This is a genomic window from Myxococcus sp. CA023 (genome assembly GCF_010998615.1).
GTDB lineage: Bacteria > Myxococcota > Myxococcia > Myxococcales > Myxococcaceae > Myxococcus.
Genome location: NZ_JAAEAH010000043.1, coordinates 19,777 through 42,842, shown reverse-complemented (window position 1 = coordinate 42,842; position 23,066 = coordinate 19,777). Strand labels below are relative to the sequence as shown.

23 protein-coding genes are annotated in these 23,066 nt (G+C 68.8%); 10 read left to right on the top strand and 13 right to left on the bottom strand.

The annotated features are described in order from the left end of the window. Nucleotides 1–251: 251 nt before the first annotated feature. The 4 genes from F8M74_RS19820 to F8M74_RS19805 all read right to left on the bottom strand — a co-directional run bounded on the left by F8M74_RS19820 (nt 252) and on the right by F8M74_RS19805 (nt 3,832). Complete coding sequence (locus tag F8M74_RS19820) at nt 252–758, bottom strand: HEAT repeat domain-containing protein (protein WP_141255550.1); 507 nt, start codon at nt 756–758, stop codon at nt 252–254. A gap of 660 nt (nt 759–1,418) precedes the next feature. Further along, nucleotides 1,419–2,162, bottom strand: a complete 744-nt coding sequence (locus tag F8M74_RS19815; RefSeq protein ID WP_141255549.1) for a double-CXXCG motif protein — start codon at nt 2,160–2,162, stop codon at nt 1,419–1,421. An 82-nt stretch (nt 2,163–2,244) separates the two neighbouring features. Beyond that, nucleotides 2,245–2,787: a hypothetical protein gene (locus F8M74_RS19810; RefSeq protein WP_141279638.1), complete on the bottom strand. Its 543-nt coding sequence runs from the start codon at nt 2,785–2,787 to the stop codon at nt 2,245–2,247. A gap of 82 nt (nt 2,788–2,869) precedes the next feature. Further along, on the bottom strand, nt 2,870–3,832 hold the full coding sequence (locus F8M74_RS19805) for an L-threonylcarbamoyladenylate synthase (RefSeq protein ID WP_141255547.1): 963 nt from the start codon (nt 3,830–3,832) through the stop codon (nt 2,870–2,872). Nucleotides 3,833–3,863: 31 nt separating this feature from the next. On the opposite strand from F8M74_RS19805, the gene F8M74_RS19800 reads away from it, so the two are divergent. The 5 genes from F8M74_RS19800 (at nt 3,864) to F8M74_RS19780 (ending at nt 9,956) form a co-directional block, all read left to right on the top strand. Continuing rightward, nucleotides 3,864–5,285, top strand: coding sequence for a TIGR01777 family oxidoreductase (locus F8M74_RS19800; protein WP_141255546.1), 1,422 nt, complete (start codon nt 3,864–3,866; stop codon nt 5,283–5,285). A gap of 72 nt (nt 5,286–5,357) precedes the next feature. Continuing rightward, nucleotides 5,358–6,287, top strand: coding sequence for an ABC transporter ATP-binding protein (locus F8M74_RS19795; protein WP_141255545.1), 930 nt, complete (start codon nt 5,358–5,360; stop codon nt 6,285–6,287). After that, nucleotides 6,284–7,006, top strand: coding sequence for an ABC transporter permease (locus tag F8M74_RS19790; RefSeq protein WP_011551659.1), 723 nt, complete (start codon nt 6,284–6,286; stop codon nt 7,004–7,006). Before F8M74_RS19795 ends, F8M74_RS19790 begins: the two co-directional genes overlap by 4 nt. Next, on the top strand, nt 7,003–8,871 hold the full coding sequence (locus F8M74_RS19785) for a Gldg family protein (RefSeq protein ID WP_141255544.1): 1,869 nt from the start codon (nt 7,003–7,005) through the stop codon (nt 8,869–8,871). The genes F8M74_RS19790 and F8M74_RS19785 overlap by 4 nt, the downstream gene beginning before the upstream one ends. Continuing rightward, complete coding sequence (locus F8M74_RS19780; protein ID WP_141255543.1) at nt 8,868–9,956, top strand: hypothetical protein; 1,089 nt, start codon at nt 8,868–8,870, stop codon at nt 9,954–9,956. The genes F8M74_RS19785 and F8M74_RS19780 overlap by 4 nt, the downstream gene beginning before the upstream one ends. Nucleotides 9,957–9,973: 17 nt before the next feature. Here the strand turns inward: F8M74_RS19780 and F8M74_RS37920 are convergent, their stop codons facing one another. The 4 genes from F8M74_RS37920 to F8M74_RS19760 all read right to left on the bottom strand — a co-directional run bounded on the left by F8M74_RS37920 (nt 9,974) and on the right by F8M74_RS19760 (nt 13,091). Then, a complete protein-coding gene (locus tag F8M74_RS37920; protein WP_239004966.1) occupies nt 9,974–10,162 on the bottom strand; it encodes a GvpL/GvpF family gas vesicle protein in 189 nt (62 codons plus the stop codon). Nucleotides 10,163–10,382: 220 nt separating this feature from the next. Continuing rightward, nucleotides 10,383–10,793 carry a response regulator gene (locus F8M74_RS19770; protein ID WP_011551663.1) on the bottom strand — a complete coding sequence of 137 codons (411 nt, stop codon included), beginning with the start codon at nt 10,791–10,793 and terminating at the stop codon, nt 10,383–10,385. Continuing rightward, entirely contained in the window at nt 10,790–12,910 is a 2,121-nt protein-coding gene (locus tag F8M74_RS19765) for an ATP-binding protein (protein ID WP_163884495.1), read from the bottom strand. The genes F8M74_RS19770 and F8M74_RS19765 overlap by 4 nt, the downstream gene beginning before the upstream one ends. Then, nucleotides 12,900–13,091 carry a hypothetical protein gene (locus F8M74_RS19760; protein WP_141258543.1) on the bottom strand — a complete coding sequence of 64 codons (192 nt, stop codon included), beginning with the start codon at nt 13,089–13,091 and terminating at the stop codon, nt 12,900–12,902. Before F8M74_RS19760 ends, F8M74_RS19765 begins: the two co-directional genes overlap by 11 nt. Before the next feature lie 215 nt (nt 13,092–13,306). On the opposite strand from F8M74_RS19760, the gene F8M74_RS19755 reads away from it, so the two are divergent. From F8M74_RS19755 to F8M74_RS19745, 3 genes are all read left to right on the top strand, one after another. Then, nucleotides 13,307–14,821, top strand: coding sequence for an FAD-dependent oxidoreductase (locus F8M74_RS19755; protein ID WP_141258544.1), 1,515 nt, complete (start codon nt 13,307–13,309; stop codon nt 14,819–14,821). Nucleotides 14,822–14,896: 75 nt separating this feature from the next. Beyond that, on the top strand, nt 14,897–15,271 hold the full coding sequence (locus tag F8M74_RS19750) for a hemerythrin domain-containing protein (RefSeq protein WP_228560799.1): 375 nt from the start codon (nt 14,897–14,899) through the stop codon (nt 15,269–15,271). A 70-nt stretch (nt 15,272–15,341) separates the two neighbouring features. Then, on the top strand, nt 15,342–16,016 hold the full coding sequence (locus F8M74_RS19745) for a DNA-3-methyladenine glycosylase (protein ID WP_141258546.1): 675 nt from the start codon (nt 15,342–15,344) through the stop codon (nt 16,014–16,016). Nucleotides 16,017–16,037: 21 nt separating this feature from the next. Here F8M74_RS19745 and F8M74_RS19740 read toward each other — a convergent pair whose 3' ends face one another. Then, entirely contained in the window at nt 16,038–17,303 is a 1,266-nt protein-coding gene (locus F8M74_RS19740) for an MFS transporter (protein ID WP_141258547.1), read from the bottom strand. 240 nt (nt 17,304–17,543) lie between these two features. On the opposite strand from F8M74_RS19740, the gene F8M74_RS19735 reads away from it, so the two are divergent. Both F8M74_RS19735 and F8M74_RS19730 read left to right on the top strand, forming a co-directional pair. After that, complete coding sequence (locus tag F8M74_RS19735; RefSeq protein ID WP_228560797.1) at nt 17,544–18,941, top strand: APC family permease; 1,398 nt, start codon at nt 17,544–17,546, stop codon at nt 18,939–18,941. Further along, nucleotides 18,938–19,543 carry a cyclopropane-fatty-acyl-phospholipid synthase family protein gene (locus tag F8M74_RS19730; protein ID WP_141258549.1) on the top strand — a complete coding sequence of 202 codons (606 nt, stop codon included), beginning with the start codon at nt 18,938–18,940 and terminating at the stop codon, nt 19,541–19,543. The genes F8M74_RS19735 and F8M74_RS19730 overlap by 4 nt, the downstream gene beginning before the upstream one ends. Nucleotides 19,544–19,602: 59 nt before the next feature. Here F8M74_RS19730 and F8M74_RS19725 read toward each other — a convergent pair whose 3' ends face one another. The 4 genes from F8M74_RS19725 to F8M74_RS19710 all read right to left on the bottom strand — a co-directional run bounded on the left by F8M74_RS19725 (nt 19,603) and on the right by F8M74_RS19710 (nt 23,063). Continuing rightward, entirely contained in the window at nt 19,603–20,892 is a 1,290-nt protein-coding gene (locus tag F8M74_RS19725) for a pyridoxal phosphate-dependent aminotransferase (protein WP_141258550.1), read from the bottom strand. A 54-nt stretch (nt 20,893–20,946) separates the two neighbouring features. Next, on the bottom strand, nt 20,947–21,753 hold the full coding sequence (locus tag F8M74_RS19720; protein WP_228560795.1) for a hypothetical protein: 807 nt from the start codon (nt 21,751–21,753) through the stop codon (nt 20,947–20,949). A 177-nt stretch (nt 21,754–21,930) separates the two neighbouring features. After that, entirely contained in the window at nt 21,931–22,407 is a 477-nt protein-coding gene (gene dps / locus F8M74_RS19715; protein WP_239005001.1) for a DNA starvation/stationary phase protection protein Dps, read from the bottom strand. Between the two features lie 131 nt (nt 22,408–22,538). Further along, nucleotides 22,539–23,063, bottom strand: a complete 525-nt coding sequence (locus F8M74_RS19710) for a carboxymuconolactone decarboxylase family protein (RefSeq protein ID WP_141258552.1) — start codon at nt 23,061–23,063, stop codon at nt 22,539–22,541. Nucleotides 23,064–23,066: the final 3 nt, after the last annotated feature.

Below are 23,066 nucleotides of genomic sequence, written 5' to 3'. Positions count from 1 at the left end.
CAGTCCCCTGGCCCTCCCGTCATGGAGTAATGCCACTCGTCCGATACCCGTCTGCTCGCGAATTCGAAGACCTGGACTGCGAAGAGCGCCGCCCAGGTCCATCCGAAGATTCGAAGCCATTCAGGACGGGGCCTTGCCAGCGCAGCGCTCGCAGTCGCAGAAGGTTCCATTTCAAAAGCGTACTGTATTTCTCCTGTCGATGCGGAGCGGAGGCCTTTCGGCGGCATGCGTCAGGCCTGATTCAGGTCGCGTCACGACGACTTGCTCCACGTCAGCCATTCAATCGCATCGGCGGCCTTCTTCCCGATGGTGTCATCCCAGCCGGGCACCGGAGTTGAATCGCCGAGCAGTGCTTCGAGTGCCGGGATGAGCGGGGGATGTTTCGTCGCGCCGATTGCGAAAATCGCGTTGTAGCGGACCTCAAGCGACGGGTCTGAGAGTGCCTCCAGCAACGTCTTGACCGCGAGTTCGAACTCAGGCGAATCGGCTTTCACCAGGTCGAACATGTAGGCGAGTCCCTCCGCGGCTTGTCCTCGTACCTTGGGGGCCTCTTTGTCGTCGGCGAGGATTCGCACCATGAGGCCCCATGTCCTGAGGTCGCCGTGCCAGGAGAGCGCATGGAGGATTCCCTGTCGCGGCTCGGCCCTGTTTTCGGCCTTGAGCAGCTCCAGCAGTTCCCCTGTCGTTGTTGGGTCCCCCGAAAGGAGTGTTGCCGCGTTGACGATGGCGTGCTGGTCGGAACCCACGATGTCTTTCATCGCGGCTCTGCGTTGCTTGCCGGAGAGTGGCTCTTTCTTGTTCTTGCTCAGTGTGGAGGTCCTCGTAAGGCCAGTTGCAAGAGGAGGTCAGTTCTCCATGGGAGGATGAAATTGACGGGGAAGTCATCCCACCGCAGGCTCAGGAGCATTAGCAGTGTGACACTCGCGAGCCCCGAGACGACCATGTCATGCGGGCCTGGACCTTCTCGCTTCATGCAGAGCCAGATGGCGGCCCCCGTCGCGATGAGTGACCTGGACGTCCACCAGAAGATTGCGGAGTGGTGCAGTGTGCCCATTTGGATGGGAGTGACCGCGATGACCCACGCCATCAGCGCAGCTGAGGGGACGTACCGAACGAATTCGGTGGTCACGACGCCAGTCCAGAAGGCGCTTGGGCCTTTTCTGCCGAACAGGACTACGGCCAAGACTGGCGTCATGCCAAGGACGACATCGGAAGTTGCCGACCCGATGGAAATGCAATCGCCCTGTCCGCCGGACGTCGTGTACCTCCCTCCGAAAGAGGTCACCGCCGAGAGTACAAAGTTCACCACGACCGCGACGACGGTCCAACCGACCCAGCGGCCCCATTCCAGGTAGCGTGTCCTCAGTGAGGACGCTGCGCTCGGTGAATACTCCATTCGCGGAGCATATCGCCTTTCTCTAGGTTACGGAGACGGACGGTCCTTGGCGGGTCGCGAATTCGCTGAAGCGAATGCCACGCAAGGAGAGGTGCTGCACTGCGGCCACCATGCGTTCGCTCGCCACGATGAGAGTGGGCCAGTTGTAAAGCCGGAAAAGATCTGGAGGATCGGGCATCGAACGAACATCGAGAATTGGCGGCCGAGGTAACTCGTGTCGGGACACCCCGCATGTCAGGCAGACAGGGCTCTCTCCTGGCGGCACGCCATCAATGTGCAGTCGGCCATGGAGTTCCAACTGCATGGCGAGCAGCTCGGGCGGGTTCTTTCCTCGGAACCGCACGTTCAGCGGGCAGCCTGACAGGCCATGAATGCCCGCGCCCTGAAGGCGCTCCACGGCTTCACGGCGGATGTAGAGCGACCATGGGTTCTGCAGGAAGAGGTCGCCAAAGGTGCCGCTGCCCGTACCGGTGGGCGGACCGAAATCGGCGCCTGGTTCCAGCCGAGCCCAGTCGGGCGCGAATGGACGAACCAAGTCCCTCAATCGGGAGAATTCCTCGAAGCTGACCTGCCGGCCTGGGTTTTCGAGCGCCTTGCGCTGCTGGAGGCCCGACAGGTCGACACACGGGTACTGGAGGCCAGCCCAGCCGCCTGCGGCTCCACATGTGTCGCAGGGGCTGACGCCTGGGAGTCCCCAGGGCGGCACGGCTCGTAGGTTTCCGGTGAACCCAGCGGCCCTGTCTTCTTCAACCACGTAGAGTTTCAAGAGCCCTGCTTCCTTGCCGTGACCTTGCCGGCAGACGTGCTCGGGATTCACCAACATGAATGCCGTGCGCCTTGATGCCGGGTCACTGCGCGAGCAGTTCCCAAAGGAGTTGGCTTCTCCCTGGAAGGATGAGGTCGATGCCGAACCCGTGGTGTTGCATGCTGACCATCCACAGCAGTGAAACGCTGGTGAGTGCCGAGACGAACACAAGGCCCACGCTTGGACGCGCTCGTTTCATGCACAGCCAACCGAGGCATGCGGTTGCGACAAGGGCCCTCACTGTCCACCAGACGAACGGGCTGTAGTGCAGCGTTCCAATTTCGAATGATGTGGTCGCAGCAATCGCAGCGAGCAGTGCTGCCCCGGGGGCAAATCGAACGAATTCGGTGACGATGATGCCAGTCCAGAAGGCAGGTCGGCCCTTCCTCCCGCACATGAAGACGGCCAGGTACTGCGCAACGCCAGCCGATACATCCGAAAGGATTTCGCCAGCATAAAGGTGGACGCGTGGAAATCCATTCAGGTTGTAGGCCGTCGCAGCCCCCAGCCCCTTGGTTATAATCGCGAAAACGAGGCTGGCTAGGACTGCGGCGCAGGTCCAACCGAACCATCGGACCCAATCCATGTGAACGGACGAACTGCTGGATGCGCTGCGCGCTGTCTCCATCCGCCCACTGTACCGAAGGTGGGCCCCGATTGCGTAATCGCTACCCCCGCGGCGCGGCGGCCCGCGACAGCCGGTCCCGGACCGCGATGCCCAGCCCACTCTCCGCCGGGAGGCACGCCACCAGCACGTCGTGCCCCTGGGCATCCGCTTCACGCAGCCGGGCGTACAGCACACGCGCTGCCCCAGCAGGCTCATCCGGTACATCGAAGCGCGGCACATCGGGGGGCAACGCAAGGCTCGCCGGTCCGAGGACACCCACGCGCAATCCCTGTCCACGCAGTTCCTGGACGCGCGCCACCGCCTGTCCAGGCTCGGTCAGCACCACGCCAGCACGCGGCGCGTAGTGCGACTCCAGTGAACCCGACACGCGCACCGTCGACGACGTGCGCACCGGCACCTTGCGCCCCAGCACCCGCTCCACGTCCTCCGCCGCCAGACCGCCGGGCCGGAGAATCGCGGGCTCATCCGAGCTCAAGTCCACGATGGTCGACTCCACCCCCACCGTGCACGGGCCTCCATCCAGGACGAGGTCTACGTCTCCGCCCAGGTCCTCCCGCACGTGTTCCGCCGTGGTGGGGCTCACCTTCCCGAACCGGTTCGCGCTCGGTGCCGCCAGGCCTCCGCCCAGCTTCTGGAGCACCGCGAGCGCCACCGGGTGATTCGGCACGCGCAGAGCCACCGTGTCCTGCCCACCCGTGACGGCATCCGTGGCCCGCGCCGTGCGCGGCAGCACCAGCGTCAACGGCCCGGGCCAGAAGGCTTCGGCCAGCTTCCGTGCGGCCTCCGGGACCTCACGTGCCCACGTGTTCAGGTGTTCGACGCCTGGGATGTGGACGATGAGCGGGTGGGTGGCGGGGCGTCCCTTGATGGCGAAGACGCGGCGCACGGCCAGTTCGTCCTCCGCGTTGGCGGACAGACCGTAGACGGTTTCCGTCGGCAGGGCGACGACACCACCGTGCCGCAGCAATTCCACCGCGCGTTCAAGGGACTCTGGAGCAATCATGCGCCGCCGCACTGTCGCCCCAGGAGGGAACATGGGCAAGTCGCACGTCTTCGATGCTCGCACTCGGATGCCCGTTACGGCCAAGGACCTCTTCGCCTGGCATGCCCGGGAAGGGGCGCTCGAACGCCTGACGCCCCCCTGGGAGCGGATGGAGGTCCTGGAGCGCACCGGCGATGGCATCCGCACCGGCGCCCGCGTCGTTGTCCGCATGCGCGTGGGCCCCATCCCCCAACGCCTGGTGGCCGAGCACACCGCCTACGTCGAAGACGCCATGTTCCAGGACACGCAGATGTCCGGCCCCTTCGCGAAGTGGGTCCACACCCACCGGATGTGGCCCGAGCCCGCCATGGGCACGTCCATCCTGGATGACGAAGTGGAGTACGTCCTCCCCGTGGGCCCCCTGGGCAGCCTCTTCGGCGGAGGCTTCGCCCGGCGCACCCTGGAGCGGATGTTCGCGTACCGCCACCGCGTCACGCTCGAGGACTTGACGCGTCACGCCGCCTTCGCGGGGCAGGGGCCGCTCACCATCGCCGTCACCGGAGCCTCGGGGCTGGTGGGCTCGTCGCTGGTGCCCTTTCTCACCACGGGCGGCCACGCGGTGAAGCGCATGGTGCGCGGCAAGGCGGACTCCTCGCGGAACGAGGTCACCTGGGCGCCTGACAAGGGCGAGGTGGACACCGACGCGCTCGAAGGCGTGGACGCCGTGGTGCACCTCGCGGGCGTCAACGTGGCTGGCCAGCGTTGGACCCCCGAGTACAAGGACGCCATCCTCAAGAGCCGCACCCAGGGCACTCGCACCCTGGCCGAAGCCCTGGCGCGGATGAAGCGCAAGCCGAAGGTGCTCGTCTCCGCGGGCGGCAGCAGCATCTACGGGGACCGCGGCGACGAAGTCCTCACCGAGGAGAGCAGCACGGACGGGAAGGGCTTTCTCTCCCAGGTATCACGCGAGTGGGAAGCCGCCGCCGCGCCTGCCGAGGCCGCGGGCATCCGCGTGGTGCACCTGCGCATCGGCCCCGTCCTGGACGCGCGCGAGGGCGCCCTGGCGAAGATGCTGCCAGCGTTCCTCGCGGGAGGCGGCGGGCCCATCGGCTCTGGGCAACAGTGGATGAGCTGGGTATCGCTGGAGGACGTGCTCGGGCTCATCCACTTCTCTGTCTTCACCGACGCCGCGCGCGGCGCCATCAACGCCGTGGCGCCGGGGGCGGTGCGGCAGGCGGACTTCGCCCGGACGCTGGGCAAGGTGCTGCGGCGTCCGGCTGTCTTCCCGGTCCCCGCGCCTGTCGTGCGGACCCTCTTCGGACAGATGGGGCAAGAGGCGCTGCTGGATGGTGCGCGAATCGTGCCTCAGGCAGCCCAGCGGCTGGGGTTCGCCTTCCTCCTTCCCGACCTGGAAAGCGCGCTGCGCTTCACGCTGGGGCGCACGACGAAGGGCCCTGAATACCGCCATTCTTAGCAAGTCCGGCGCTTGACAATCCCCTCCGCTGCGACAGAAGGAACGACGCTTTCGAAGGGGAGAGGACTCCTGATGATTCAGGTCGAAGGGCTGACCAAATATTACGGTGAGCACGCGGCGATCCGGGACCTGGCCTTCACCATCAGCCAGGGAGAGGTCATTGGCTTCCTGGGCCTCAATGGCGCTGGAAAATCGACGACGCTGAAGGTCCTGGGGTGCGTGCTGCTGCCGACCTCGGGGCGTGTCGTCATCGACGGCCATGACGTGGTGAGCAATGCCCACGAGGTCCGCCAGCGCATCGGCTACCTGCCGGACGTGCCTCCGCTCTACGAAGAGATGACGGTGGGTGAATACCTGGCCTACGTCGCGCAGCTTCGCGGCGTCACGTCCCGGGACACCGCCAGCCGCGTGGGCGAGGCCGAGGAGAAGACGGGCCTGCGTGACGTCCACGGCGAGCTCATCTCCACGCTCAGTCACGGCTACCGCCAGCGCGTGGGCGTGGCGCAGGCGCTGGTGCACAAGCCCGCCCTGCTCATCCTCGACGAGCCCACCAGCGGGCTCGACCCCCGGCAGATTGTCGAGATGCGCGACGTCATCCGGGGGTTGAAGGGCGCGCACACGGTGCTCGTCTCCAGCCACATCCTCCCGGAAATCTCCCAGACGTGTGACCGGCTGCTCATCATCCACAAGGGGATGTTGGTGGCGCAGGGCACGGAGGAGGAGTTGGCGGCGAAGATGGGCGGCCGGGGCACCATCGAGCTGGAGGTGCGCGGCGACAAGGCGCGCGCGGTGGAGGTGCTCCAGCGCTTTGGCGCGGTGGAGGTGGACCGCGTGTCGGACGGCCTGGTGGCGCTGACGGTGCGGGCCTCGCCCGACCAGCGGCCCCTGGTGGCGCAGGCGGTGGTGGGCGCGGGTCTGGAGTTGTTGCGGCTGGACCAGGGAGCCGGTCAGCTCGAATCCATCTTCTTGCGGCTGACGCACGGCCAGGAGGCGCGCGCGTGAAAGCGCTGCTCATCGCCCGCCGCGAGCTGTCCGCCTATCTGCGCACGCTCAGCGGCTACGTCATCATCGCGGTCATCCTCGCGTTGAACGGCTTGTTCTTCAACGCGTATGCCCTGGGCGGCGCCAGCAAGCGCTCCGCCGAGGTGCTGTCGCAGTTCTTCTATTACTCGAGCGGCTTCACCGTCGTCGCCTCGGTGTTCATCTCGATGCGCCTGCTGGCCGAGGAGCGTCAGACGGGCACGCTGTCGCTGCTGTACTCGTCACCGCTGCGCGACCGCGACATCGTCCTGGGCAAGTTCCTCGCGGGATTGGCCTTCCTCGCGTTGTACCTCCTGTGCACTGTCTACATGCCGCTGCTGGTGATGGTGAACGGCAAGGTGTCCTTCGGTCACGTGGCGGCGGGGTACTTCGGTCTGCTGCTGCTGGGCAGCGCGTCGCTGGCGGTGGGGACATTCGGCTCGGCGCTGGCGCGCAACCAGTTGCTCGCGGCGATTACGTCCGCGGTGATGCTGGTGGCCCTCATCCTGTGCTGGCTCCTGGCGCGCATCACCGAGCAGCCGCTGGCGGATGTCTTCAGCGCGATGTCGCTGTGGAATCAGCACTTCCCGCCGTTCCAGGCGGGGCTCATCCACGTGCGTGACGTCGTCTACTACCTCGTGGTCACCTACGTGGCGCTGTTCGCGGCCACGCGGGTGCTCGAGGCGCGGAGGTGGCGATGAGCGCGCGTCCTTCGAGCGGGGGGCTCCCCGTGACGCTGGCCTTCGTCTCGGGCCTGCTGGCGGTCTTCCTCGGTGAGCGGCTCTTTGGCATCGGCACGGGCCGCACTGTCCTGTCTGGCCTGGGGGGGGCGGTGGCGGTGGGCGCGCTGGTCTGGCGCTTCGCGCGCAGGCGGTCGGCCAGCGCGGACCGGCGCGCCGTCGAGGCGTGGGTGTCGGGCCTGTACTGCGTGGGCCTCCTGGCCCTGGGGCTCTACTTCGTCCAGTCGGACGTGGGCACCGGGCTCTTCGGCGGCCCCTTGTCCCAGAAGGCGCCTCGGCTGGCGGTGTCGCTGGCGGCGCTCTTCCCGGCGTTGCTCGCATGCTGCCTGCTGCCGCTGGCGATGGTGGAGGTCGCCGCCGCGGCGATGACGCGCGCACCCGTGCTGGAGACAGGCCGTGTCCGCAGCGCGCTGTACTCTGGGCTGGGGCTGGCCTTCGTGCTCGTCTTCGCCTTCGCGTCCATGTTCGTCGCCACCCAGGCTGACGTGACGTGGGACCTGTCCTACTTCCGCACCGCGAAGCCCGGCGACGGCACGCGCAAGGTGATTCGCGGGCTCAATGAGCCGCTCCAGGTGACGCTCTTCTTCCCTCCCGCGAACGAGGTGGGCGAAGCGGTGGGGCAGTATTTCCGTGACCTGTCGGTGGAGAGTCCAGGCCTGCTCAACGTGGTGCGACTGGACCAGGCGGTGGAGCCGGCTCGGGCGAAGTCGCTGGGCGTCCACAACAACGGCACCATCGTCCTGGCGCGCGGCGACCGGAAGGAGCCGCTCACAGTGGGCCTGGAAGTCGAGCGGGCGCGCGGCCAGCTCCAGCGGTTGGACCAGGAGGTCCAGCGCCGCCTGCTGACGGTGGCCCGGCCTCGCCGGGTCGTCTACTTCACGTCCGGCCACGGTGAGCGCGCCGAGTCGCGAGCGGTGCCGGGCGAGACGACCCGCCCATCCGTGGAGAAGCTGAAGGAGTTGCTGCGCGCGCAGAACGTGGACGTGCGGCCGCTCGGTGTCTCCGAGGGCCTGGGCACCGAGGTGCCGCGTGACGCCTCCGTGGTGGTGGTGGCGGGCCCGACGCAGGAGTTCCTCCCCGAGGAGCTGAATGCCCTGCGCGAGTACTCCGCGCGCGGCGGTCGGCTGTGGCTGGCGCTGGAGCCGGAGGGGCCTGACTTCCAGCCGCTGCTGGAGTCCCTGGGCCTGAAGTACCTCAAGACGCCGCTGGCCAATGACCAGGTGTACTTCCGCACGTCGCGGCAGCAGAGCGACCGCGGCAACCTGGGCACGGCGACGTTCTCCTCGCACCCGTCCGTCACGTCGCTGTCGTCGTTGGCGGGACAGGCGCCGGTCGTCTTCCTGAGCGCGGGCGCCCTGGAGCAGATTCAGCCGTTGCCGGGTGGCATTGCGCAGGACGTGTCGGTGCGCGCGCACGGCGCCACCTTCGCGGACGCCAATGGCAACTTCACGTTGGACGCGGGCGAGATGCGGCGGCCCTGGCCCCTGGTCATCGCGGTGGAGAAGCCCGCGCCGGCTGGCCAGGAGGCGATGCGCGCCGTGGTGATGGCGGACGCGGACGCGGTGAGTGATTTGCTGATGGGCAACATGGGAAACGCGTACCTGGCGGTGGACACGCTGCGGTGGCTCACCGGTGAGGAGTCCATCTCCGGCGCCGTGTCCTCGGAGGAAGACACGCCCATCCAGCACACGCGGGAGCAGGACGTCCTCTGGTTCTACGCGACGGTGTTCCTGGGGCCGGCCCTGGTGCTGGCGGTGGGCTTCGTGACGACGCGCCGGCGGGGACGCCGCGCGCCGCGCCCCGCGGTGGCGGGAGGTGAGCGATGAAGGTTCGGGACCTGGCCCTCCAAGGGGCCCTGGCGGCGGCCGCGTTGATTGCGGCGTTCGTTGTCTGGCAGCGCGAGCCCTCCGCGGGCCCGGGTGAAGTCACGGTGGTGGATGTCCCGGCGCGCGCGCTGGACAGCATCCGCTACGAGGACGACTCCCGCTTCGTGGACGTGTTCCGCGATGCCAGTGAGCGTGACCGGCTCTGGGTGCGTCTGGGCTACAAGGCCTCCAGGGCGGCTTCCGGTGGTGCGAACGCGGGCGCCACCGACGCGGGCGTGGCCACCGCGGCCGTGGGCACGGACGCGGGCACCGGCGCCGCCGCGGGACAACCGCCCGTGGCCGTGCGCGAGGAACCGCCACCGCCGCGCGAGCTGCGCGCCAACGAGGTGGCGGACAAGCTGTTCTCCCGCTTCGCGCCCATGCGCGCCATGCGGGCGCTGGGTGAGCTGGACGCGAAGAAGCTGGAGGAGGTCGGCCTGGCCACGTCTCCGCGCAAGCTGACGCTGACAGTGGCCGGCAAGGCGCGTGTGTTCGCCCTGGCGTCGCCTCCGGGCGGCTGGGGGACGCCGTACCTGCGCAGCGAGGAGGACGGCCGCGTGTACCTGCTGGGCCCGGCGATGCTGCCGGACCTGGAGAACGCGAACAGCCGTCTGGTGGACCGCCGGCTGCACACCTTCGACCTGGGAGACTTCGACGCGGTGACCATCAGCGCGGGTGGCTCCACCCGTGCCTTCCGGGCCACGGGCAAGGCGCCCGGCCCGGTGGTCCTCGCGCCGGAGGCCGCACCGGAGCGGCCGGACGACTTCGCGCGCAACTGGCATGACCGCGTGTGGCGGATGATGCCGGTGGACCTGCTCGGCCGCGACGAACCGCTTCCCGGGGGCGAGCCGCAGGAGTCCTTCCGCGTGGACTACCTGCGCGCGGGCCGGGCCGTTGGCCACGTCATGGTGGTGAAGAGCGAGGGGGGCTTCTACGCCCGGACCGAGCACACCTCGGGCTGGGCCCAGCTCCACGCCGGGATTGACGCGCTGGCGGAAGAGGCGGTGCGGGTGACGGCGCCCGTGTCCTCCGCTTCAGGGAAGTGACCCGCGGGGACCTGGGCTCAGGTCCCCAGCTCGTCCTCGTCACGCAGGCCCAGATGCACGTCCACGAAGCTGTACGGCGCCCAGGGACCGGTGAAGCGGAACGTGTACGCGTCCAGCACGCCGGACAGTTCGCCATGGGCCGTGCGCAGCACAGCTCGTACCTGGGCCTCGGACGCCATGACGGTGCCGAAGGCCACGGGGAGCACGATGTGCTCACGGAGCAGGGTTTCGGTGACGCGCTGGTGCCCAATCCGATGCGCCCGACGTCCAGGGGCGCGGTGGCACGGACGATGCCGTAGAGATACCGGAGCCCGTCGGGCGTCACCGTCTCCGCCGTGGGAGGCGAAGGCCGGGCGGCCTGGGCCGTGCGGCTGTCGCCGCGAGCCGCCCCCTTCCGGGGCCGTGTCCTCCGGGACATGGTGCGCTTCACCTCGCCGATGCGCCTCCGTGGGTGGCGAGCACGCGGCGGACTTCATCCACCAGCGCGTCCGGCAGGCAGGGCTTGGTGACGAAGGAGTCGCAGCCCGCGCCCTTGGCTTCGTCGGACTGCCCCGTCATCGCATGGCCCGTGAGCGCCACCACGGGGATTGCGCGCGTGCGGTCGTCGCCCTTCAGCCGCCGTGTCGCCTCCCAGCCGTCCATGATGGGCAGCGACAGGTCCATGAGGATGATGTCGGGCCGCAGCTCGAAGGCCTTGTCCAGCGCCTCCTGGCCGTTCTTGGCCTCGGCGACGCGGAAGCCCGAGAACTCCAGGTACTCGGCGTACATCTCCCGGGCATCTTGATAGTCGTCAACGACCAGCACGAGGGGCTTCGGGGTCTCAGATGGGTTCATCATGCGCGCCTCGCGCGTCGGGGAAAGTGCAGGGTGAATGTCGAACCCTCGCCTTGGGTGCTTTGGAGGGTGACGCGCCCCCCCAGCATGGCAGCCAGGCGACGGCAGATGGAGAGCCCCAGACCCGTGCCTCCATAGGCCCGGGTCGGAGAGCTGTCCACCTGCTGGAAGTCCTCGAAGATTTTTTCCTGGTTCGCTGGGTCGATGCCAATGCCCGTGTCCGTCACGGAGATGGTGAGCGTGGACGTAGCAGCCACGTACTCCGCCTGCACCTGCACTGAGCCTTCGTGCGTGAACTTCAACGCATTCGACAGGAGGTTGAGGACGATTTGTTTCACCTTCTGCCGGTCACTGTACACCGCCGGCACGCGCGGGCCGAGGTGGGCGCTCACCGTCAGCTTGCTGCGCGCGATGATGGGGTCCATCTCCGCCATCACCTCCTGGAGCAGCTCCGGGATGCCGAAGTCCGACAGGTTCAAGGGCATGCGGCCCGCTTCGATGCGGGTGATGTCCAGAATCTCGTTGATGACCTCCAAAAGGTGTCTGCCGTTGGAGTCAATGCGCGTGAGGTTCCGCTTCTGCGACGGGTTCAGTTCGCCGGACACGCCCTGCAGTAGCATGTTCGTGTAGCCGAGGATGGCGTTGAGCGGCGTGCGGAACTCATGGGACATGTTGGCCAGGAACTGGGACTTGGCCGCGCTGGCCTGCTCCACCTGGATGGCCTGCCGGCGCAGCATCTCGTTCTGTTCGGCCAGCTCCGCGGTGGCGGCCTGCACGCGCGCCTCCAGGTGGACGGAACCTTCCTTCACCCGCTCCAACAGCCGCGCCTTCTCCAGCGCCTCGCTGCGGTCGTGGAAGAGGGTGACGATGCCCGTCAGCTCACCGGAGTCGCCCAGGACCTTGCTGGCCACGGCCTCCATGGGGAGCGTGGCGCCCGTGGCCGGGTCCACCAGCCCGAGCTGTCCGCGCCAGCGGGGCCGACCTTCCGCGTCCAGCAGGTTGGCGAGGAACGATGAGAAGCTCGCGTTGTTGGAGCGTAGCCGCCGTATCACCGCCTCCCCACTGTCGGGGTGCGTGGCGAAGAGCTTCTCCGCCGGGCCGTTCATCATCACCATGCCGCCCGCAGGGTCGGACAGGATGATGGGGTCCGGCACGGAGTCCAGCACGCGGTCCAGCCGGTGACGCTCGCTGCGGGCCTCCCGCTCCGTGTCGCGCAGGCGCCGGTAGCTCTCACCCAGCGCCTGGGTGGCGCGGCCCAGGTCCGTCACGTTGCGCAGCACGCTCACCAGGGACTCGCGGCCATCCGGCTCGAGCACGGGCGTGCTGACGACCTCGAAGAGCAGGTCGATTCCCTCCACCGGGTCCACCAGCGGGACTTCCCGGCGGCGCACGGTGGACGTGTCACCGCTGGCGAAGCTGGCCAGCGCGGAGGAGAACACCTGCCGGTTGAGCTCCGTCGCCCGGCGGCGGCCTTCGCTCGCATCCGGCCCGGCCACCAGCAGCACCTCCGCGCGGGTGTTGGCGATGTGGGGCCGTCCCTCCAGGTCCGTCAGCAGCACGGGGTCCGCCACGGTGTCGATGATGCGACGGAGCAACTCGCCGCCCGCCACCTCGCGGCGCTCCGTGGGGAGCATGGCGGCCAGCCGGGGGCCGACGTGCGCGCTCACCCAGGCTGCGTCCGGCGTCAGCGTGGGGCCGTCCGCGGACAGCAGCAGCAGGCCCGCGGCGGGCGCTCCGGGGCGGCCCAGGGGCACCGCGATGCACCCCACTGCCGGCAGCGGGGCCCGGGGGGCGGCGAAGAAGCAAGGTGCCCCCTGCGTCAGCGCCTCGGCCAGGGGATGGGAGGTCTCATCGGGCTGGAACGCCAGGGCGCCACGCTGGGCCTCGGAGAGGTTCCGGGCCGCGAGGCAGACCCACCTTCCCGTGCCGCTGTCGCGCACGAGCCAGGCGGCGATGTCCGACGGCCGCTCGCGGGTGAGCCACGCCACCACGTGCTGCGCGCACAGACGTGGCTCGTCGCAGGCGAGCAGGTGCTCGGCCAGGGCGAGCCGTGCTTCGACGTCTGGCTCGGGGGTTGGGGTGGGCAGTGCGGTGGGGGGGACCACTGCGTCAGGCTCCACGGGAATGAGGAGTGGGCGTTCGCACCTCCACGAACTTCACCACGATGGTGCGTGTGGATGCGGGTGGCCAGTCCTGGAGCGCCTGCCCGTGGACGTTCGCGTCCCAGCGCAGACCTCGGTCCAGCACCCGGTCCAGGACGTCGACGAGGCTGGCGCTTCCAGCCAATCTTTCCACGGGCATCGTCGAAGCTCCTCGGCTCCTGGGGCCGCGTTTTTGTAACGCGCGTCGGCGAGCCACCCCAGAGCAGGCTTGCCCGCACCGTGATTTGCGAACACGAGAGGGCCGGCAGTGTTCGCTCGTGTACATCTGCAACGCCTTGGTGTTGGGTAGGCAGCCAGCCTTGCAGTCCGCTCCCGTGGCTTATCGCTCCGGGGCGCCGTTCCTAGCCTTGGGCCATGGACGACGAGCAGCGGGCGCACAGGTCGCTTTGGACGGTGACGGCCCCCCCGCGCGACTTCCCGGCGCTGCCGGGTGACGTGACGGTGGACGTGGCCATCATTGGCGGGGGGATGGCGGGGCTGACCACGGCGTGGCTCCTGAAGCGCGCTGGCAAGCGCGTGGCGGTGCTGGACATGCACCGCATCCTGTCGGGGCAGACGGGCCAGACGACCGCGCACCTCACCGAGATGCTCGACACGCCCTACGCCACGCTGCGGCGCGACTTCGGTGAGAAGGGGGCTCAGCTCGCGGCGTCCTCCAGCCGCGCGGCCATCGAGCAGATTGCCGCGTTGGTCGACGAGCTCGGCATCGACTGTGACTTCCAGCGCGTGCCCATGTACCGCTACGCGGAGACGGCGCGCGAGCTGGCCGACCTGCACCACGAAGTCACCGCCGCGCGCGAGGCCGGCTTGCTGGCCACCTTCACCCAGGACGTGCCCTTGCCGTATCCCGTGAAGGGGGCCCTGCGGGTGGAGGACCAGGCGCTCTTCCATCCTCGCAAGTATCTGCTGGCGCTGGCGGACCGGATTCCCGGCGACGGCAGCCACCTCTTCGAGAACACGCGGGTGACGGAGGTCCACGACGGCGCGCCCTGCCGCGTCGTCACCGACCGCGGCACCGTCACCGCCGCGGCCGTGGTGGAGGCCACCACCACGCCGCTCAACCGCGTGGCCATGCACACCAAGCTCTACCCCTACCGCACCTACGCGGTGGCGGGGCCGCTCAACGGGCCGCTGGAGCCGGGCCAGTACTACGACAGCCAGGTGCCCTATCACTACATCCGCACGCAGCAGGTGAACGGGCGCACCTACGTCATCGTGGGCGGCGAGGACCACAAGGTCGGCACCGACGAGGACACCGCCCGGCGCTACGCCGCGCTGGAGGCCTACGCGCTGCGGCGCTTCCCGGTGACGGACATCACCCACCGCTGGTCCGGCCAGGTCATCGAGTCCGCGGACGGGCTGGCGTACATCGGTCGCAACACGGCCAGCCGCCACGTGTACGTGGCCACCGGCTTCTCCGGCACGGGCATGACGTTCGGCACGCTGGCGGGGATGATTCTCTCCGACGCCATCCTCGACAGGCAGAACCCCTTCGCCGCGCTCTACTCGGCGACGCGGGTGAAGCCCCAGGCAGGCGCGAAGGACTTCATCCAGGAGAACGCGGAAGTCGCCTTCCGCTTCGTCGCGGACCGCCTGTCCCGGCCGGCCGGGAATCGGCTGGCGGACGTGGCGCCCGGCGAGGGCAAGGTCCTGGAGGTGGCGGGACAGAAGGTCGCGGTGTACCGCGCGGAGGACGGCACCACGCACGCGGTGTCCCCGGTGTGTACGCACCTGGGCTGTCACGTGCACTGGAACGGCGCGGAGCGCTCCTGGGACTGTCCCTGTCACGGGGGGCGCTTCAGTCCCACCGGCAAGGTGCTCAATGGCCCAGCCGTGAAGGACCTGCCGGCGAAGAAGCTGCCGACCTGAGCCACACGCCTTCACACCTCAACACGACACACATCATCCACACGGAAGCGGGCGCGCAAGGACGCTATCGAACTGTTGAAGCAGCAGCACGACGAGGTGAAGAAGCTGTTCAAGAAGGACGAGAAGTTCTCGGAGGGGGCGGAGGCGAAACGCCAGGAGCTTTTCGAGATGATTTCCGACCGCTTGAGCGCGCACGCCTCCATCGAGGAGCAATACTTCTATCCCGCGGCGAAGGCGCAGGACACGGAGGCCCTCTTGCGCGAGGCCGCAGAGGAACAGCTGTCCGCCAAGCGCCTCATCGCCGACCTGCTGGACCTGGAGCCGTCGGACGAGGAGTTCGACGCGAAGATGCAGGTGCTCCAGGAGCAGATCGAGCACCACGTCGAAGAGGAAGAGGGCGAGCCGCGCACCCAGGTGCCGGCCGAGACGGAGCACGCCGCGCCGATTTGAGCGGCGGCGGCTTGGCGCAAGAATCGGGTTGCGTGAAGGGGGCTGGGCGGCGGCATCATGGTCGCCGCCCATGCCGCGTCCTCCTCCCGACGTCATTCGATACCCCAGCTACTACACGCCCTCGGTCCGCCGTGCCCTGTCCCGTGCGGACCCGACGCTGGGCGCGTTGATGAAGCAGGTCGGTCCCTTCCGGCTCCAGGTGCGCCCGCTGCACAGCCCATTCGGCGCGCTGGCGGAGTCCATCGTCTACCAGCAGCTCCACGGCAAGGCGGCCGCCACCATCTTCGGGCGCGTGTGCGAGCGCGTGGGCTCGGGACGGAAGTTCACGCCCCAGGCGCTGCTGGCGGTTCCGGACACGTCGCTGCGCGAAGCGGGACTGTCCGCCAACAAGCTGGCCGCGCTCCAGGACCTGGCGCGCAAGACGCTGGACGGCACCGTGCCGCCGCTGGCCAAGGTGCGGCGCATGGATGACGCCGAACTCATCGAGCACTTCACCCAGGTGCGCGGCATTGGCCAGTGGACGGTGGAGATGCTGCTCATGTTCCAGCTCGAGCGGCCCGACGTGCTGCCCGTGGACGACTACGGCGTGCGCAAGGGCTTCATGAAGGCCTATGGCCTGCCGGAGATGCCCAAGCCCAAGGTGCTGCTCGCTCATGGCGAGCGCTGGAGGCCCTGGCGCTCGGTGGCCAGTTGGTACATGTGGCGCTCGGCGGAGCTCCCCGACGCGCCACCCGTGGAGGGCTGACTGCGTTCCAGGGCTGTGGCCTCATGCGGTGTTGAGCGCGGTGCTCGGGGCGTGCTTCTGGCGCCGCATGGGCACCAGCAGCACCAGGAAGGCCACGGACAGGACGATGCCCAGCAGGAAGACGGGCGCGTAGCCCAGGCCGAGCCCGTGCTTCGCGTCCGCGAGCCAGCCCGCGAGCGGGCCCGCGGGCGCCTTGCCCCAGACCTCCATGCTGGCGAGCAGCGTGTAGTGCGTGGCGCCGATGCGCCGGTCCACGCGCGACATCATGAAGGCGAACATCACCGTGGTGAGCGCGCCGCCGAAGAGCTCCTCGGCCATGGTGACGCCGATGATGCCCGCGTCGGTGACGCCTCCCGTGGCCAGCAGCCACCGCCCCACCAGGGGAATCACCCGCAGCGACGCGGTGAGCCCCACGGCGCCCAGCAGCGGCATGCGCGAGGCCAGAAGTCCTCCGGCCAGTGAGCCGACAATGGACGCGCCCGTGCCCCACGTACCCACCCACAGGCCAATCTGCGCGGCGGTGAAGCCCGCGTCGACGAGGAACGGCTTGAAGAGCACGTCGGACATGCTCTCGCCCAGCTTGTACGTGGTGATGAAGAGCAGCAGCCAGCCCGCGCCCGGCAGCAGGAGCGCCTTCTTGAGCCGCTGGAACAGCTCGCGCCAATCCGGCTCCTGCCGGGCGGTGGGCGTGGACGGCGTGGCATGCGTCTCGGGGGGAGACTCCCGGGCGAAGAGCATCACCGTGAAGACGGCCAGGCACAGCAGCGCCATGGCGACGAAGAGGCCGGACCAGCCGATGCGCGCGCTGGCCCACACCAGCAGCCCGCCGCCCGTCAGCATTCCCAGCTTGTAGCCCACCACCTGCGCGGTGTTGCCCAGGCCCAGCTCACTGGGGCGCAGGGTGTCCACGGCGAAGCCATCCACCGCGATGTCCTGCGTGGCGGCGAACAGGTTCATCAGGAAGACGAGCGCCAGCAGGGCGGGGAGCGCGTCCCGCGAAGCCGCGACCGCCGCCGCGGCGCAGCTGGCTGCGAGCCCCGCCTGCATCGGCAGAATCCACGACTTGCGCCGGCCGATGCGCGCCGAGCCATACCGGTCCACCAGGGGCGCCCAGAGCGCCTTGAGGGCCCAGGGCAACCACAGCGCGCCGAGCAGTCCAATGGTGGTCAGCGAGACGCCCTGCGAGCGCAGGTACACCGGCAGGGCGGTGGCCTGGAAGCCGAAGGGCAGGCCCTGCACGAAATAGAGCATGCACAGCAGGGCGAGCCGGGACGACGGAAGTCTCATTGACACCCAGCATAGAGCCATCGTGTCGGGGACGAGGAAGTGTCCGCTCGCCAGTCCGGATGTGGGGCTCTGTCCACGGAAATGCAGAGGGGCCCTCCGTCTCATGGACGGGGAGGGGACGGTCCCTAGGCTCATCCTCCCCATGGCCGGGTCCCGGCCTCATCTTGCGCCGGACGGCGGAGGCTGCCGAGGCGCGTGGAGCACGTCACCATGCAGGAGCAGCAACCAGGAGTCGAAGTCTTGAAGCGTGGTGAGTCCGCGCCGTCGCCGTCGTTGCGTGTGCTGGATGTGATGGCCCTGACAGTGGGCATCGTCCTGGGGGCAGGCATCTTCAAGGCGCCCTCGCTGGTGGCCGCGCAGTCCGCCAGCGGTGAGGCCATGCTGCTCACGTGGCTGCTGGGCGGTGTCGCGTCGCTGGTGGGCGCGCTGTGTTACGCGGAGCTGGCCAGCGCCTGGCCACACCCGGGCGGGGACTACCACTACCTGTACCGCGCGCTGGGCAAGGGGCCCGCCTTCCTCTTCGCGTGGGCGCGGCTGACCGTCATCCCCACCGGCTCCATCGCACTGCTGGCCTTCGTCTTCGGGGACTACGCCACGCAGCTCTTCCCCCTGGGCCCGTATTCGTCGCCCGTCTATGCGGCCATGCTGGTGGTGGGGCTAACGGCGGTGAACATCGCCGGACTTCGGCAGGGGACCCGTACGCAGAACCTGCTCACGGCCCTGGAGGTTCTGGGCGTGGGGGCTGTCGTCATCGTGGGGCTGCTGTTCACGCCCGCTCTGGTGCCCGCGGAGGCGGCGCCGGCACCGGCCGCGTCGTCAGGGACCGCCTGGGGCCTGGCCATGGTGTTCGTGCTGCTGACGTACGGCGGCTGGAACGAGGTGGCGTACCTGTCCTCGGAGGTGCGGGGTTCGCGGCGCACCATCGCCTGGTCGCTGTTGGCGAGCATCGGGCTGGTGACGGCGCTGTACCTGCTGGTCAACGTGGCCTACCTGCGCGGCCTGGGGCTCGAAGGCATGGCGCGTTCGGAGGCGGTGGCCGCGGACCTGATGCAGCGCGCGGTGGGCAGCGGGGGCGCGCTGGTGCTGAGCGTCATCATCGCCATCTCCGCGCTGACGTCCGCCAACGCCACGGTGCTGACGGGGGCTCGGACCCACTATGCCTTCGGGCGGGACAGCGTGCTGTTCAACGGGCTGGGGCAATGGCACGCGAAGTCCAATGGCCCGTCCCGCGCGCTGCTGGTGCAGGGGGCCATCTCCCTGGCGCTGGTGGGGCTGGGGACGCTGACGCGTCAGGGCTTCGAGACGATGGTGGAGTACACCGCGCCCGTCTTCTGGCTCTTCTTCCTGCTGACGGGCGTGTCGCTGATGGTGCTGCGCGTGCGTGAGCCGGATGCGCCGCGGCCGTTCCGCGTGCCGCTGTATCCGCTCACGCCGCTGCTCTTCATCGGCATCTGCGCCTACGTCCTCTATTCCAGCCTGGCCTTCACCGGCCTGGGCGCGCTCGCGGGGCTGGCAGTGCTGGGCACGGGCGGCGTGCTGCTCGCCGTGGAGGTGGTGCGCACCCGCAGGGGCTCGCAGGGGACCTCCCCCAAGGTCACTTCCTCTCCCAGATTGCAACGAACGAAGGAGGCGACATGAAGCGAATGATGGTGGTTTTCGCGTTCACGGCGGCGATGGCCTCGAACGCCGCAAGCGTTTCGACGGCGCAGCAGACGGTGACGGTGCAGGTCCGCGGACCCTCGGGCAGTTCGATTCAGTCGCCCGAGGTTCCCTTCGTCCCCACACCGGAAGGTGCCGTGGACGGGATGCTGGCATTGGCTGGCGTGAAGCCCGGGGACACTGTCTATGATTTGGGCAGCGGAGACGGTCGCATCGTCATCTCCGCTGTCCAGAAGCACGGGGCGAAGCACGCCGTGGGCGTGGACATCAACCCGGAGCGCATCGCCGAGGCCAACCAGAACGCGAGCCAGGCGGGCGTGAAGAACAAGGTGGAGTTCCGCCAGGGTGACCTCTTCGACGCGGACATCCGTGACGCGTCGGTGGTGACGCTCTACCTGCTGCCCTCCGTCAACGAGCGGCTCAAGTCCAAGCTGCTTTCGGAGCTGAAGCCAGGCACGCGCATCGTGTCGCACAGCTTCGACATGGGGGACTGGGCGCCGACCAAGACGGTGCAGAGCGAGGGACGGACGCTCTACCTCTGGGTCGTCCCGGAGCGCGGCACGGGCGGCGCGCCCCGCTGAGCAGGGCTGGAGGCGTCCGGGTCCGGCAACCTCGCATGGAGGGGCCGGGCCATTTCACGTCAGGGTGCCGGTGGCGGCTGACCCGGCGTGCGCGAGTAGTGGAGCACCATGGCCTCCAGCCGCGACAGGGCCTTCTCCAGCGTCTCCATGGACGGGCCGAAGGACAGGCGTACGTAGCCGCGGAAGCGCGAGGGGCGCGCGCGGCGCTTGCCGGGATTCACGTCGAAGAACTCGCCTGGAACGGCGATGATTTTCTGGTCCAGTGCGGCGCGGAAGAAGCCCATGCCGTCGTTGAGTGGCGGCGGCAGCCCGGACACGTTGCCCCAGACGTAGAAGGTGCCGTCCGGTGCGCGGTCCGTGCGGATGCCGATGCGCTCCAGCCGGGAGTGGAAGCGGTCCCGCTTCTCCCGGAAGGTGTTGTGGATGGCCATCGTCTCCGCCACCACGGGTTCCTCCTGGAGGAGTTGAATCGCCGCGCGCTGGAGCGGCCGGCTCCCACCGCCATCCAGGAAGCTACCCGCGCTGGAGACAGCATCGATGACCTGGCGCGGCCCCACCGTCCACGTCATGCGCCAACCCGGGTAGCGCCAGTTCTTGGTGAAGCCGTCGAACAAGACCACCGGGTCCTTGTTCACGTCCTCCACGTAGCGGGCGGCGCTCTCCACCGGCAGGTGTCCGGGGCGGCCCGTCCAGATGTAGTGCGAATAGAACTCGTCGACCAGCAGCGCGCACTCATGCTCGCGGGCCACGCTCACCCAGCGCGCCATCTCCTCGCCGTGCACCAGCTTGCCGGTGGGGTTGCAGGGGTTGGAGAAGAGCAGGGCGGACAGGCCCCGGCCCTGCACCTCGCGCCGCAAGTCCTCGGCGGTGAAGGCATAGCCGCGCTCACCCTCCAGGAGGATGGGGATGGCGGTGAACGCCTTGAAGACGTCCAGCAACTCCTCGTAGGCCGTGTAGTCCGGCAGGAAGTGGCCCAGGTTGACGGCGCCCAGGCTGGCCGCGGCGCGGGTGAGTGCCGCGCGGCCACCGCCAGACAGGCTCACGTTCTCCGCGCTGTACTGGCTGGGCATGCCCCGGCGGTAGAGCCGGTTGTAGAGGCTGGCGATGGACTCGCGCACCTCCCAGAGCCCGGCGACGGGGGCGTACTCCATGTCCGCCACGTTGATGGTGACCTGATTCAGCCGGGGCGGCGCGCCGGGGAGGTCTCCCGTCTCCGGCTGGCCCTGGCCCAGGTTGCACCACTCCGGGTCGCTGGAGCGGTAGCCGCGGCGGGTGGCCTCGGCGGTGACGAAGATGACGCCGGTGCGGGGCACGGCGCGGAATGCCGGAAGGGGGACGTCGTCGCTCACGGCGTCACACCCTAGCGGAAGTCCGCGCCGTGCGCGCTGCCTCCGCGCGCCTGCTCAGCGGACGATGGGCACCGTCACCGGCTCCAGGTCGTCGACCGTCACCTCGGCCTTGCCCAGGCGCCATAGGACGGGCTGGAAGCGGGCTTCCACGCGCCGCCCGTCCGCGGTCTCCAGCACCGCGGTGCCTTCCTTCGGCAGGTATTCACCCACCTCGTAGTGCAGCCCCGTCAGCGTGAGGCGGTCGGTGCCATGAGGGCCCGTCAGCTCGCCTGGACCGTCCAGCACCAGCGACGTGCCACCAATCACGGGCATGCCGGCTCGCATGCCCACGCGGCCATCGACTCGGAACGTGTGGCCCTGCCGTCCAGGGACGCCGCCCTGCACATCCGCCCACAGGCGCGTCTCGTCGCCGCACGTGCCGTAGCCCACCTCCGCCTGGAGCGAGTGTCCGTCCACAGTCAGTCCGCGCAGGTCCGCCTCCACTTCCATGAGGTCCTCGCCGCCGCGGTAGAGGAACGCGGCCTGGCCGGCGAAGCGCAGGCCGTGCACGTCACAGCCGCCTTTATCGAAGGTGAGCACCACGCGGTCCGTCACGCTGTCATGGGGCTCCACCGCGGCGCCGGCGCAGGCCCACCGCTTGCGCACGTCATGCGCGGCGGTGCTGAGGAAGGCGCGACGGGGCTCACCGCAGGTGTACACCGGCAGCACGCCCAGGGCTTCCAGCGCGCCGCGCACCTGATGCGAGGCCGCCACCACGCGCTCCACGCGCTGACGGGCGGCGTCCACTTCTTCTTGCGTGGGGGCTCCACCGCCACAGGCGGTGACGAGGACGGTGAGGGCAAGACAGGTGATGCGTCGCATGGGCGCTTCTCCAGGGGGTGCATGACACCGCGGCTTCGCGGCGGAGCATGCCCCCGTGGAGAGCAACCGTCATGCCCGGTGCAACCTCGCGAGAACACGAGGCTCGGCCGGAGCAGGGCCCGGGATGTGCGTGCAGCGGGGTGCACAGCCCCGGCGGGCCCGTCCGGGTAAGGCGGTTCAGCCTTCGAGCGAAGCGCGCAGGAACCACGCGTGCTTCTCGAACTCGGTGATGATGTCCGTGGTGAGGCCTTCGGAGTCCGAGTCCCCGTTCTCGACGAAGAGGGCGCGGCTCTTCCGCAGGCCGTCCAGGTAGATTTCGATGCGCTCGGCCAGCAGCTTCACGTGCTCCATGTCGCGCGTCGTCTCCTGCGGATACTCAGGCAGGCGGCTCGTCTTGCCCACGTGGCGGCTGGTGCCGTAGGCCTTGCCACCCAGCGTCACCGCGCGCTCGGCGATGGAGTCGTTGTGCGTGGCCAGGCTCACCGCGAACGTCTCGAACAGCGGGTGGAGCGAGGCGAACTGCGGACCCTTGATGTTCCAGTGCGCGACCTTGATTTGCGAGTGCAGGTCGAGCCCGTCGGCGAGCCGCTCGTTGAGTGATTCAGCGATGGCGGCGCGGGCCTGCTCGGGAAGGGGGCTGGGGCTGCGGTACATGGTGTCTTCCTTTCGGCTGTGTGTTTGTCGGTGTCGGCAGGTTGGATGCGCGGCGGCCAAAAAGGGAGCGCCCCCCGGTGTTTCCACCGGAGGGCGCTTGAAACTTCGGCGATGCCTCGCGACAGAGGGGCTTAAGACTCCAGTCCCACCGCCGCCGCGTGGATGACCGACGCGATGCGAACCGCGTCGTGCACCTGGTCCTCGGAGAGGCCGCCCTCGAGGACGACCTTCTCGTGGGACTGCATGCACATCTCGCAGCCGTTGATGGCGCTGACGGCGAGGCAGACCAGCTCGAAGTCCACCTTGTTCGTCAGCACCTGCGCGAGCCGGTTCATCCGCAGCCCGGCGCGCTTGGTCGAGTAGGACTCCTTCCCGATCATGTGCCGGAAGCGGTAGTACACATTGTTCATCGCCATCAACGACGCCGCCGCACGCGCGTCCTCGATGACAGGCTCGGGATTCGCGAGGGCCTTCTTCGCCTCGTTGAGCATGGCCTCCTTCAGCCGCTCATTCCGAGCGGCGAAGGCGCATGCCACGGCCACACCCCAACGCTGCTCCGCGGTGAGGCTGCCACCTTCCAGGACACCCTGGAGGTTGAGGCGGGTGTCCTTGTGGGAGTCCGCGAGTTCAGAGCGGACGACTTCGAGCGAGGCCATGGT